Source organism: Virgibacillus senegalensis (assembly GCF_000821245.2).
Lineage (GTDB): Bacteria > Bacillota > Bacilli > Bacillales > Amphibacillaceae > Sediminibacillus > Sediminibacillus senegalensis.
Genome location: NZ_LN611424.1, coordinates 1,219,620 through 1,232,813 on the forward strand (window position 1 = coordinate 1,219,620; position 13,194 = coordinate 1,232,813).

Here is a 13,194-nt window from a genome sequence, read left to right on the forward strand (position 1 = left end):
TAGATGGAATACACTTCTAAAGGGGTGAGCCTTGATGAATTTCGATGATCAGCTGCAGAAGTTGGAAAAAGTTCAGTTGCAACGTCCTGCCAAAGTGCTGTCTATGTATTTAAATACTGATCCTTCTGATCCAGAACAGCAAGGCGGAGAATGGAAAATTCATTTAAAGAACGGACTTAATCAATTTGAAAGTTATTTGAAAGAAAGCGGAGATAAACAAGAACTCAAAAATTTTCAGACCGTTCGTGGGAAAGTGGAACGCTTTGTCCATGGAAATGAACAAGCGCTGAAAAAAGGGATCGTGTTATTTGCCTCTGCCGATGAACAAGTATGGTTTGCCGAGCGATTGCAAATGCGGATTCAAACCGATTTTTACTGGGAAGAGACTCCCGTGATCGATCAACTGAAAGAACTGCGAAATAAGTTTCCGAAATCAGGCATTATTCTTGTTCAGCAGAATCAAGTAAAGGTAATCGAAGCGGAGCTGGGCACTATTTTGGAAACGAAGCATTATGAACTGGATCTTGATACAGAAGACTGGCGGGAATACACTGCGGAACAGAAGCGTCCGATGGCAATGGGTAAAGGCGGCAAAGATCCGAGCCGGGACAGCTTTAATGAGAGAGTGAATGCCAACCAGCAGCGATGGTACAAAGGGATTGCACCAAAGTTGGATAAACTTGCAAAAGACAATGCCTGGGATCGTATTTATCTTGTCGGGGAAAAAGAAGAGGCAAAGGATATCGAGTCCTATATGAACAAAGAAGTTTATCAAGTAGAGGGAAAGAATATGCTTGACCATGAAGAAATGAAAGTGATTGAAAGAGTCGTAGCATAAGGTTGGCCAAGTTCATTCGAATTTTTTAAATGCCGGGTAATTCCCTGCCAATAAGGTAATAAAAAGCTTAACGCCTTTTTCGTTTTGGTCATAAATTAAAAACGGAAAAGGCGTTTTTTCTAGGTGAAAGACTTCGTAGGTGGGCATTTTCACTCAGGAGAATCTAGTGCTTTTGTAAGGAATTGTCTGTAATCGGTTTCAATTAAGCTCACTTCGGGAACTGGGCTGCAAAGCAGCAAGTTGGTTCAGCTTTCGGAGAAAGAGGGACCTGGCCCTGTGTCCAGGCAAAATTCTTTGATCAAAGGAGACGATAACGGTGAAGCAGGTAGTAAAGATTTATACAAAAGCAGCCTGTCAGGAAAGCCAATCGCTGAAAGAGTTTTTATCGAGGGACCAGGTGCCGTATGTGGAAGTCGATATTACAGGATCGGAAGAAAAGCAAAGGCAGTTACAGTCAGCGGCCGGTACAAACTTGGTGCCGACCATTGTGATAGAACAGGAAAACATAATCGGAAAAAAGAAAAACCTGGTTTATACAGGATTTACAAATAATATAGAAAAAATTGATCGTACAATCAAACATTGACCAACGATAATCCGAATACAAAAAGAGACTGCATTGGAACGTATTAGGTATTACGCTTCGATGCAGTCTCTTTGCATATTGGCAAGCCTTCTGTGCCAGGTTTCACACTTGATTATCAGGATGCCTGGCATGCTGGACAGCAACCATATATTTCAAATTTGTGGTCTTCGATTTGGAAACCGCCTAATTCCCCTTTGATATTATCCATAGGGCAGGTGTTGATTTCCTTGGTAATTCCACACTTTTTGCAAATGAAATGGTGATGATGATGACCGACACAGCTGATCCGGAAATGCTTTTCGCCTTCCAGCTCGGTCGATTCCAAAATAGCCAGTTCATCGAATAAGTGAAGATTCCGGTAAATCGTATCAAAGCTGATGCCGGGATACGCTGGCTCCATGAAGTTTAATAAATCCTTTGCACTGCGGTAACCGTCCTCCTGATCAAAGTAAGACAAAATGTCTTTCCGTTTCTTGGTGTATTTATACCCTTTTTCCTTTAAGAGATTCAAAGCTTCTTCCATATTCATTGCTGTGCCCTCCTTTTAAAAGAATGAACCCGAAGACGTTTTACGGCCAGAGCCGCTAACAGAATGAGGATGGACGTCATGACGATCGTACCTCCTGGAGGTATTTCGAAGTAATAACCGGAAATCAATCCGGCAATCACGGAAATCTCTCCAAAAACAACAGACAAAATAATCGATTGTTTAAACCCTTTTGCGAGTCGGATACTTGCAGCCACCGGTAATGTCATCAATGCGGAAACAAGCAACACACCGACGATTCTGATGGAAGCTGCAATCACAAGCGCTGTTAATAAAATAAATAAGGAATGAATCCTCTTAGCGTGTATTCCAGAGACTACCGCATGTTCTTCATCAAAGGAAAGCATGAACAACTCCTTGAAGAACAAAAACAGCACGGCCAGCACAATGACGGTGATGACGACAATGGTCCATAAATCCGAACGGCTTACAGCTGATACGGACCCGAACAAATAATTGAACAGGTCAGTATTGAAACCATCGGCAAGGGATATGAATACGACGCTCAACCCAACTCCTCCTGACAGGATGATGGGGATGGCCAGTTCCTGATAGGCTTTGTAAACGCTGCGCAGCTGCTCGATGAAAATAGAAGCGATCACCGAAAATCCCATTCCACTGTAGAAAGGAGTGATGATCCCTGGAGCAACTTTCTTTTCGATCAATAAACCAAACGCAATCCCGGCGAGTGTGACGTGGGACAGGGCATCGGCAATCAAAGAAAGCCGTCTGACAACGATAAACGAACCGAGTAGCGGAGCGATAAAGCCGATCAACAATCCGGTATAAAGGGTATTTTGTAAAAATTCGTACTGAAAAAAGTTAGCTAACATGTTGACTTCGCTCCTTAATGCTCATGGGACACCACATTTAATTCATGCCCGTAATAATTCGAAAGCTCTGCTTCAGACAAAGCAGAAAACTGATCAGGATGGCCGTGAAAATGCATGGTTTTATTTAAGCATACGATGTTTGTGGCATGGTGTGTCATGGTGCCTATGTCGTGTGTGACCAGCAACAGGGTAATGTTTTTTTGCTCATTAAGTCTGTGCAGTAATTCATAAAATTTTTGCACATGTTCGGTATCTACTCCGACCGTGGGCTCATCCAGAATCAGCAGCTCCGGATCACTGACAAGAGCTCTTGCAATAAATATACGCTGCTGCTGTCCACCTGATAAATCTCCGATGTTCTCATGCAGGTAGGCTGACATGCCGACCTGGTCGACTGCTTCCTTTATTTTTTGACGATGTTTACGGGAAAAGAATCGGAGATAACCCACTTTTGCAGTCAAGCCCATGGAAACCACTTCTTCCACCGTAGCAGGAAATCCGCGGTTAAAAGAATTTGCTTTTTGGGAGACAAACCCTATCTTGTTCCAGTTTTTAAATTTATGGATAGGTGTTCCTAGCAATTCTATGGAACCACGCTGGGGCTTTAATAATCCGAGAATCAGTTTAATCAAAGTGGTTTTGCCTCCGCCGTTAGGACCGACCAATCCCATGAATGCTCCCTCAGGAATTTCAAAATCGATGTTTTGCAACGCAGGTTTATTGTCATAATGAAAATCGACATTGTTCATCGAAATCACTGGTTTCTTCATATATTCATCCTCCTTTTATTTCATTTATTCTGTTGCCTTTTTGAGAACTTCTAAGTTCTTCTCCATAAGAGAAAAATAATCTTCCCCGCGTTCTATATCCCGTTCCGACAGGACAGCTAAATTATGAATTTGCAAGGGTTTTCCATCTATTTCTTTTTGGACTTCTTTGGATACATGGTCCGGTACATTTTGCTCAAATATCACATACTCCATATCCAGATGCTTGGCACGTTCGATTATCTCGATTAAATCCTTTTGAGAAGGTTCACTGTCATTTGACATACCATTCACGGCGATTTGATGTATACCATAACGTTCTTCCCAATAACCGTATGCAGCATGAGATACGAGGATTTCTCTATGTTTGCTGCCGTTCAAGTTTCTTACAAATTGTCGATCCAGGTTCCTTAAATCTTCTTTTAATGACAAGAGGTTTTGCTGCATAACAGCTTGTTGGTCCGGGTACATGTCGCTTAGTCGCTTTTCAATCAGGACAGCCAAATCCAGCATTCTTAGCGGATCAAGCCACACATGCGGATCATGATCGCTGTGGTCATGAGCTAGAGGATCGATTTCATCATGATTTGCTGTGGTGTCCTCTTTCCCTTCACTATGAAATAATTCTTCCTGACCACCAAGGCCAATCAGTTTAACATCCTCCTGTTGTAAAGCGTCAGCGGTGGTGGAAGCGAATGCCTCCAATTCTTCCCCAAGATAAAAGAACGCTTCTCCTTCGGCAATATCTGTCATTGTCTTGGCTGTGGGCTCGTAGGAATGCGCATCTGCACCAGGCGGATATACGGTCGCAACCTCTGTGAAGTCGCCTGCCAATCGTTCCAGGATGTATTGAACAGGATAGACAGTGGTATAAATCGTAGGTGCTGCTTTTTCACTAGGAGAAGGACTGCAGCTGACCAGTATAGCCAATACGCTACACAGGAACAGCCATCGTATTATCTGTCTCATCGTTGTCCTCGTTTCCTTCTTTCTTCTATATGTTAACGAATGCAGGAAATCCTGTTTTTATCATTCTTCATTGCTAGAAAAAGAACCACGGTTCATTTTATCGTAATGATTATGATTTGTAAATAATAACGATTCCGTTTTAGAAAAAGGATAAAAAATGAACCATAGTCACGTATGAATCGGGCGAGTACACCAGTAACGCGTTGGATTCTTGCAGAGCATTTGGAAGAATTAGAAGGAGTAAAAAGGGGAAGGTGCATCTCGATACAGGAGGAGTCGAGGTCGCATAGGATGATACACAAGTGACCAAGCAACAAATGAAAAATAGATGTAAAAGATCAGCGTTACGAAAGGCTTGCTTAATTGGAAATAAAAACAGCCGAGACTGCATTTGCAGCTTTGGCTGTTTTTTACATGGTGAAAATTCATAATACGTTGCAGGATCCGGCGCTCACTTTATCACACAAATGAACAGACCTTCTGGTTGGCCGGGTGAGCACTCCAAGCAGGTTAATGTGCTGGAAGCTGGTTCTTATACCCGCTGAATTGCTGGTAAGCTTGTTGAATCTTCTGTTGATCTGCTGCTTCTAAAGAATACCAGCCATGTTTGAACATTAAGTTGTAAAGGTTGCGCTGACAGTCCTGTGTTTCTTTGAAAATACGGGCCAAATCTTGATACAGGCCTTGATTACTTACCTCGTTCAATGCAATGCTATAGGCGCCGGTTAAATATTTTTCTGTTGCCAATACGTCGTTGACAAAGTCTCTTTCGTTCATTTGCGGGGTTTTGGGCACCTGAGTTTCCGGGTTTTGAACTTTCTGTTGTTGATTCATGCTTATCTCCTTCCTAATTGATGTTTCCAGGCTGGGAATTCAAATGATCTAGGATCTGCTGGTAGTGCCTTTGATGCATTTGGCAGGCAGCTTCAAGCGCTTGATGGATTTCCGGAATTTGAGATTGGCTAGCATAAAAGTGTGCTTTTTTGGTGGCGTTCAGATTCCATGAAAGCATATCGGTAAGGTATAGCAAATCTTTTGAACTGATCATACTCGGGGGCTGTTGCATAGGCTGCTGGTTCATAAAAATTCCTCCTTTTCACGAAATCAGTCAATTCCCGCTTATTATTTCCGCAATGTATTCGGTTATTCTCCCTTGTAATAACATGGCGAATTTTGCCGGCAAAAAGTACCTCTTTCGAAATAAAAATGATAGAATAGTAAAAGAACACTTATTAGTTTGAAAGTTTGCACATCGATGGCGGCGGATATATACAAGCAACCGTTTGTTTTATTTATACGTAAAAGAAAGCGGTACCGCCGCACTGGATGATTACTGGGGGGGCTTATGATGGAACAAATCCTGCGTAACTTCTTTTTATTTTTATCCAAAAACAAGTTTTTCACCAAGCTGGCAAAAAAATATGGACTTCGCTTTGGTGCCGGCCGATTTGTAGCTGGAGAATCGGTTGAAAATGCGGCAAAGGTCATTAAACAATTGAACCAAAAAGGGATGGTCGTTACCGTTGATCATCTGGGAGAATTTATTGACAGTGAGCAAGAAGCACGCCAGGCTGCCGACGAATGTGTGGAAATGATTGAAAAAATCGCCGAGCATCAATTGGACTCACAGCTTTCCTTGAAAATGACTTCGATGGGGCTGGATATATCGGAAGCGTTGGTGATGGAAAACATGAGAAAAATCCTCGATGCAGGTAAGCGGCATGGCGTTTTTATCACAATTGATATGGAAGATTATGAGCGTTGTCAAAAAACAATCGACATATTCAAAGAATTAAAAGAAACGTATGATAACATCGGAACGGTTATTCAAGCTTATTTATACCGCACAGTTGGCGATATAGAAGAATTGAATGCGTATCACCCCAATCTACGACTAGTCAAGGGAGCATACAAAGAATCCCCGAAGGTCGCTTTTCCAGATAAGCGGGATGTGGACGATAATTACAAAAAAATCATCAAAATGCATTTGCTAAATGGAAATTACACGGCCATCGCAACCCATGACGATGAAATCATTGCTTATACGAAACATTTGGAAAAGGAACATTCGATTCCGAGAGATCAATTTGAATTTCAAATGTTGTACGGGATTCGGGTGGAAAGACAGGAAGAGTTGACAGCAGAAGGATATAAAATGAGGGTTTATGTTCCATATGGTACCGATTGGTATGGATATTTCATGCGGCGTCTGGCAGAAAGACCGGCCAATGTTGCTTTTGTCTTGAAAGGCGTATTCGGAAAGTGAGTTCCGTTCAGTCCCTGTCGGAAACAGGGACTGATATAGATGGAGTCCTGGGAAGTTTTCTTTATTTCATTCGGAAAATGATTGCGAAATATCTGAAAATAATTTATAGTTGAATTAGACGCAGATAGGAAACTATCTTCTTTTTTTAAAAGTATAATGAATGAGTATTCATTCAAAATGATAGGGGGATAAGGCATGACTCGAAAAATCAGACGTGCAGCCGTTTTGGGGTCCGGTGTCATGGGGTCCGGGATAGCTGCTCACCTTGCAAATGTCGGTATCGAAACATGGATGCTGGATATCGTGCCCAAAGCATTGACGGATGAAGAGCAGGCTAAGGGATTGACCTTAGACGACAAAGCGGTGCGCAACAAGCTCGCTGAAACGAGCAAAAAAGCTTTGCTCAAACAAAAGCCTTCACCGATTACTAGTAAAGGCAGTCTTGATTTGATTCATACGGGTAATATGACGGATGATATGGAAGTGTTAGGAGAAGTTGATTGGATTATTGAGGTTGTCGTGGAAAATCTTTCGGTTAAAAAGCAGGTTTTCCAAGAGGTAGACAAGTATCGGAAAATAGGTGCCATTGTTAGTTCGAACACCTCGGGGATCTCCATCGAAAAAATGGCGGAAGATTGTTCGGATGATTTTAAACAGCATTTTCTCGGAACCCACTTCTTTAATCCGCCCCGGTATTTGAAATTGTTGGAGGTTATTCCGACTAGGTGGACCGATCAGCAGGTTCTTCGCGAAATGAAGCAGGTCGGAGAAGATATCCTTGGAAAAGGCGTCGTGGAAGCAAAGGATACTCCGAATTTTATCGCCAACCGGATCGGAACCTATGGGTTGCTTGTGACGGTAAGAGAGATGCGAAAGCAGGGATTGAGTATAGGTGAGGTCGATTCGGTCACCGGTCCGATGATTGGAAGGCCGAAGAGTGCTACCTTTCGTACGTTGGATGTGGTGGGGCTCGATACTTTCATCCACGTGGCTAAAAATGTTTTTGATCAGGTTGAAGGGGAAGAAAAGCAGGTTTTTGAGATTCCTGATTTTATCCAGTCTATGTATGAAAAAGGGTGGCTAGGACAAAAAAGCGGCCAGGGATTTTTTGTGAAGAAAAAACAAAGCGGAAGCAGTACTATCTATGAATTGAATCCAGATACACTGGAGTATCAGGAGCGTAAGAAGCTGAAAACCAAAGCAACGGAACTTGCTAAACAGGAAAAAGGCCCTGGCAGGAAAATGAAAGCGCTTCTATATGCGAAAGGTGACCCTGCAGGGGATCTGATTTGGTCGATCACAAAACCTGTTTTACTGTATGCTGCAAAGCTTACAGGAGAAATAGCCGACGACATCGTCTCCATTGATGAGGCGATGAAGTGGGGCTTTGGCTGGGAACTTGGCCCGTTTGAAATGTGGGATGCGATTGGTGTGAGCGAAGCGGTCGAACGAATGAAACAGGAAGGGGAAAACGTTCCTGAGTGGGTCGAAAAAATGCTTGCAGCCGGTGCTACATCCTTTTATAAACAAGAATCTGGCAGCCTGCTTTACTACCATAAAGGGGACTATCAGCAGAGACAGGCCAACCCTAAAGAAATCCATTTAAAAAGCTTGAAAGACAGCAAAGGAGTTATCAAGAAAAACACGGGTGCCAGTTTGATTGATTTGGGCGATGGTGTGGCCGGATTGGAATTTCAGTCGAAGAGCAATGCAATCGGCCTGGATATCATCCAAATGATCAATTACGCAGTAGAAGAGGTAGAGCGTAATTTCCAGGGTCTTGTCATCGGCAACCAAGGAAAAAATTTCTGTGTGGGAGCCAATCTGGCCATGATGCTCATGGAAGCACAGGATCACAATTTTTTTGAGATCGAGATGGTCGTCAAGCATTTCCAAAATGCCATGATGAAAGTGAAATATTCAGAGAAACCGGTCGTAGCGGCTCCGTTCGGGATGACACTCGGTGGCGGTGCTGAGGTTTGCCTTCCAGCCAGCTCGATTCAGGCTGCACAGGAAACCTACATTGGACTGGTGGAAGCTGGAGTCGGTCTCATTCCTGGTGGCGGTGGAAATAAAGAACTGTACATCAAGCAAGTCAGAGATTTACCACGCGGGATAGATTTTGATTTGCAGAAGGCTGCCAACCATGTATTTGAAACAATCGCCACTGCCAAAGTGTCGACATCGGCTGCCGAGGGAAGGGAACATGGTTTTCTTAATAATCGAGATGCCATCAGCGTCAATGCAGATCATTTACTGTATGACGCCAAGCAGAAAGTGCTTGCCCTCAGCAAAGCCGGATACCGGCCGCCTGAACGGGAAAAAATCCCGGTAGTCGGAGAAGCTGGCTATGCGGCCATGCTGCTAGGCGCCAAATCTTTGGCCTTTGGAGGATATGCATCGGAACATGACTTGAAAATAGCAGATAAACTAGCATTCGTACTTGCAGGTGGCCGACTGAAGTCAGGAACACTTGTCGATGAACAATATTTACTCGGCTTGGAACGAGAAGCGTTTTTAAGTTTGATCGGGGAAAGAAAGACGCAGGAAAGAATGCAGCACATGCTGCTCAAGGGAAAACCATTGCGTAACTAAAGTCATCCTAATTAGATAAGGGGGAAATGCTGTGAAGGAAGCAGTGATTGTTTCTGGCTCAAGGACACCGGTCGGCAAAGCCAAAAAAGGCGCTTTAGCTAACGTGCGACCAGATGATCTTGCAGCTTTAACCATCAAAGAGACGTTGAAAAGGGCGGACGGATACACAGGCAATATCGATGATGTCATTATCGGCTGTGCGATGCCTGAAGCCGAACAAGGAATGAACATGGCACGGAACATTGCCGGGCTGGCGGGATTGCCGCTGGAGGTACCGGGCATAACGGTAAACCGGTATTGTTCCTCTGGATTGCAAAGCATTGCTTTTGCAGCGGAAAGAATCATGTTAGGTCACAGTGATACAATCATCGCTGGTGGAGCCGAATCAATGAGTTTGATTCCAATGGGCGGTCATGTCATCAAACCTAATTTGGAGCTCGTAAAAAATGCCCCAGGCTATTACATGTCAATGGGTCACACTGCTGAAGAAGTATCAAGGCGGTTCGATATTTCCCGTGAGGATCAGGATGCTTTTGCCGCCCGCAGTCATCAGAGAGCAGCCAAAGCATTCCAGGAAGGCAAGTTTGATGAGGAAGTGGTACCAGTTGAAGTCACGGCAAGGGAAATCGGTCCGGATAACAAAGTAAAAGAAAAAACGTTCTTATTCCAGAAGGATGAAGGAGTCCGTGCTGATACGACAGAAGAGGTATTGGCAAAGTTGAAGCCTGCTTTTTCGTTAAAAGGTACGGTGACTGCTGGTAATTCCTCGCAAATGAGTGATGGAGCAGCTTCTGTTTTAGTAATGGATAGGGAAAAGGCTGAAGCGGAAGGATTGAAGCCGTTGGTTAAGTTCCGTTCATTTGCACTTGCAGGGGTGGAGCCGGAAATCATGGGAGTCGGTCCGATAAAAGCTATCCCGAAGGCTCTGAAGCTGGCTGGGCTGGAACTTTCTGATATTGGATTGTTCGAGTTGAATGAAGCCTTCGCTTCCCAGTCGATTCGGGTAATCCGGGCGCTTGGACTGGATGAAGATAAGGTGAATGTTAACGGGGGTGCTATCGCGCTTGGACACCCGCTTGGCTGCACTGGGACAAAGTTGACGCTCAGTCTGATTCATGAAATGAAACGGAGAAAGGAGCAATTTGGAGTCGTCACCATGTGTATTGGCGGAGGAATGGGAGCCGCAGGCGTATTCGAATTAGTGTAGGAAGCTTTGATAAAACGGAAAAGGGGCGAATAAAATGAGTGAAACGAAAGAAAGAATGATTAAAGGCGGCGCTTTCATTATTGAAGATTTAGAACCGGAAGATATCATAACTCCGGAAGATTTCACGGATGAACACCATATGATTGCTAAGACGACGGAAGACTTTGTTGCCGGTGAGGTCGTTCCGAAAATCGATAAGCTGGAAAACCATGAATTTGACCATTCTGTTCAGCTATTGAAACAGGCGGGCGAATTAGGGCTTCTTGGTGTAGATGTTCCAGAGGAATATGGAGGTCTTGGCTTGGATAAGATCAGCTCTTCCTTGATCACGGAGAAGTTTTCCAAGGCGGGCGGGTTTTCGGTTACGCACGGAGCACACGTCGGGATCGGGTCGCTTCCGATTGTCTTTTTTGGAAATGAAGAACAAAAGCAAAAGTATCTGCCGCTATTGGCTACGGGTGAAAAAATAGCAGCTTATGCATTGACTGAGCCTGGGTCCGGATCCGATGCACTAGGTGCCAAAACCACCGCAAAATTAAATGAAGCTGGCACCCATTATTTGCTTAATGGAGAAAAACAGTGGATTACCAACTCTGCTTTTGCTGATTTATTCATCGTATACGCGAAGGTTGATGGGGAAAAATTCACCGCTTTTATCGTGGAAAGAGATTTTCCTGGTGTGTCTACAGGTGCTGAAGAAAAGAAAATGGGAATCAAGAGTTCTTCGACGAGGACCGTCATTTTGGAAGATGCGCAGGTTCCGGTGGAAAACGTCCTTGGTGAAATCGGCCGCGGTCATGTAATTGCTTTTAATATATTGAACGTAGGGCGCTACAAGTTGGCAATCGGAGGGGTTGGCGGATCAAAAATCGGTATTGAACTGTCTGCCAAGTACGCAAATGAGCGTAAACAGTTCAATACACCGATTTCCCGTTTCTCTTTGATTCAGGAAAAGCTGGCTACAATGGCTGCCAATACGTATGCCAATGAGAGTGCGGTCTATCGTACTGTTGGATTGTTTGAACAGCGAATGAGCAATTTGAGCAATGAGGAACTCAACGATGGAAAAGCAGTGGCAGCGGCGATTGCGGAGTACCAGGTAGAATGCTCACTGAATAAGGTTTCTGCTACCGAACTGATGGATTTTGTGGCGGATGAAGCTGTTCAAATCCATGGTGGCTATGGTTTTATGCAGGAATATGAGGTCGAGCGGATGTATCGTGATTCCCGTATCCAACGAATTTTTGAAGGAACGAATGAAATCAACAGGCTTTTAGTACCTGGATCATTGCTGAAGAAAGCAATGAAAGGTGAACTTCCGTTGTTGCAAAAAGCACAGGCGTTACAGGAAGAAATAATGATGCTGATGCCGGAAGAAGTAGGGACAGAACCATTGGAACAGGAAAAGTATTTGGTGAAAAACGCTAAAAAAATCGGCTTGCTGGCAGCTGGGCTTGCTGCTCAAAAATATGGAAAGAAACTGGAACAGGAACAGGAGATACTTTCCAATATAGCGGATATCGTGAATGAAGTATTTAATATGGAATCGGCCGTCCTTCGTACCGAAAAAGCAATCAACAAGTCAGGATTGGAAGCAAGTTCACTGAAGCTTCTATACACCCAGGTTTATGTGCAGGAAGCATTTAACCGGTTGGAAGCCGACGCAAAAGAAACATTGATTGCAAGTGAAGAAGGAGATACTTTGAGAATGATGTTGTCTGCAATGCGGAAGCTGACAAGGCATGATCCTACAAATGTTATCGCCAAGAAACGGGAAATTGCTCAACGGATAATCGAAGAAGAAAAATATGTGGTCTGATTAATAAAGGGCAGCCCAGTTTACAAACAACTGTGGCTGCCTTTTTATTTGTTTTCTTGCACAAAGGATATAAACTGCAAATTAGACCGTTACATTCTGTCTTTTACTAGATGAAGTGTAGTTCAGTGCTGCGGAAAATAAGCTTCACCCAGGGCACTGCATGAATTACTTCTTAGCTCGCCTTGGATTGACACCCTATCTATTGAGCTTAGCTGCAAGACACAGACACAGTTGGTGGTGGGGTCTTCAGACAGTTTCTTTTCCACAGGACATCGATATGACATCTTGAAGTCTAACCGCCCCGAAGAAATTGCGGGCTATTTTCGAGGATCTCGCATTTTTCCTCAGCTTAGAGCCTTTTTCTGAATATGTGAGTAAAAGCAATGAACGGTGACCTTGTTTAGCCTTCTAAATTTTCATAAGTCAGGCGGCACGAAAATAAAAATCAGGAATTTGCCAGGTGCGGAGGAAATACCTTGAGACTTCTGCGGGAGGTAAGGCCTCGGTGAGATCCCGCAGAGCTTTAGCTCGAGGAAGCTCACCAGCCGCCCGCGAAAAGCGAAGGGTATTTCCGTAGCGCCATATTCCCCACTCACTTTGTTCTATAGGTTATGTCATGTTCCGCTCAACCATATACCGTTTGCCGTTTTTTATCTGCTCTCGAGCAGAAGAACGCCAAACTCGTTTGTTGGCATATTTGCATGAAATATACCTGCAAGATATGATAAGATAAGAAGAAATTGAAGGGGGTGCTGCCATGTCTTTGA

General features: G+C 43.9%; 12 protein-coding genes. 6 read left to right on the plus strand and 6 right to left on the minus strand.

Annotated elements, in window-relative coordinates; genetic code table 11:
- The first annotated feature begins 34 nt into the window (after nucleotides 1–34).
- Together BN1067_RS10070 and BN1067_RS10075 are read left to right on the plus strand one after the other, a co-directional pair.
- Nucleotides 35–838 carry a VLRF1 family aeRF1-type release factor gene (locus BN1067_RS10070; protein WP_053218730.1) on the plus strand — a complete coding sequence of 268 codons (804 nt, stop codon included), beginning with the start codon at nucleotides 35–37 and terminating at the stop codon, nucleotides 836–838.
- 316 nt (nucleotides 839–1,154) lie between these two features.
- Nucleotides 1,155–1,424 (plus strand): glutaredoxin family protein, encoded by a 270-nt coding sequence (locus tag BN1067_RS10075; RefSeq protein ID WP_053218731.1) that lies wholly within the window; start codon nucleotides 1,155–1,157, stop codon nucleotides 1,422–1,424.
- Nucleotides 1,425–1,539: 115 nt separating this feature from the next.
- Here the strand turns inward: BN1067_RS10075 and BN1067_RS10080 are convergent, their stop codons facing one another.
- From BN1067_RS10080 to BN1067_RS10105, 6 genes are all read right to left on the minus strand, one after another.
- Complete coding sequence (locus BN1067_RS10080) at nucleotides 1,540–1,953, minus strand: Fur family transcriptional regulator (protein WP_053218732.1); 414 nt, start codon at nucleotides 1,951–1,953, stop codon at nucleotides 1,540–1,542.
- Nucleotides 1,950–2,804, minus strand: a complete 855-nt coding sequence (locus BN1067_RS10085; protein ID WP_053218733.1) for a metal ABC transporter permease — start codon at nucleotides 2,802–2,804, stop codon at nucleotides 1,950–1,952. Before BN1067_RS10085 ends, BN1067_RS10080 begins: the two co-directional genes overlap by 4 nt.
- A 14-nt stretch (nucleotides 2,805–2,818) precedes the next feature.
- The gene (locus BN1067_RS10090) at nucleotides 2,819–3,574 is read right to left on the minus strand and encodes a metal ABC transporter ATP-binding protein (protein WP_053218734.1); all 756 of its coding nucleotides are present in this window, start codon (nucleotides 3,572–3,574) and stop codon (nucleotides 2,819–2,821) included.
- A gap of 24 nt (nucleotides 3,575–3,598) precedes the next feature.
- The gene (locus BN1067_RS10095; RefSeq protein WP_053218735.1) at nucleotides 3,599–4,540 is read right to left on the minus strand and encodes a metal ABC transporter solute-binding protein, Zn/Mn family; all 942 of its coding nucleotides are present in this window, start codon (nucleotides 4,538–4,540) and stop codon (nucleotides 3,599–3,601) included.
- Nucleotides 4,541–5,050: 510 nt separating this feature from the next.
- Entirely contained in the window at nucleotides 5,051–5,374 is a 324-nt protein-coding gene (locus BN1067_RS10100; protein WP_053218736.1) for a spore coat protein, read from the minus strand.
- A gap of 13 nt (nucleotides 5,375–5,387) precedes the next feature.
- Entirely contained in the window at nucleotides 5,388–5,621 is a 234-nt protein-coding gene (locus BN1067_RS10105; RefSeq protein WP_053218737.1) for a hypothetical protein, read from the minus strand.
- Nucleotides 5,622–5,888: 267 nt separating this feature from the next.
- On the opposite strand from BN1067_RS10105, the gene BN1067_RS10110 reads away from it, so the two are divergent.
- From BN1067_RS10110 to BN1067_RS10125, 4 genes are all read left to right on the plus strand, one after another.
- Entirely contained in the window at nucleotides 5,889–6,806 is a 918-nt protein-coding gene (locus BN1067_RS10110; RefSeq protein WP_053218738.1) for a proline dehydrogenase family protein, read from the plus strand.
- Nucleotides 6,807–7,001: 195 nt separating this feature from the next.
- Nucleotides 7,002–9,401, plus strand: coding sequence for a 3-hydroxyacyl-CoA dehydrogenase/enoyl-CoA hydratase family protein (locus tag BN1067_RS10115; protein ID WP_053218739.1), 2,400 nt, complete (start codon nucleotides 7,002–7,004; stop codon nucleotides 9,399–9,401).
- A 31-nt stretch (nucleotides 9,402–9,432) separates the two neighbouring features.
- Nucleotides 9,433–10,608: an acetyl-CoA C-acetyltransferase gene (locus tag BN1067_RS10120; protein WP_053218740.1), complete on the plus strand. Its 1,176-nt coding sequence runs from the start codon at nucleotides 9,433–9,435 to the stop codon at nucleotides 10,606–10,608.
- A 34-nt stretch (nucleotides 10,609–10,642) separates the two neighbouring features.
- The gene (locus BN1067_RS10125) at nucleotides 10,643–12,427 is read left to right on the plus strand and encodes an acyl-CoA dehydrogenase family protein (protein ID WP_053218741.1); all 1,785 of its coding nucleotides are present in this window, start codon (nucleotides 10,643–10,645) and stop codon (nucleotides 12,425–12,427) included.
- Nucleotides 12,428–13,194: the final 767 nt, after the last annotated feature.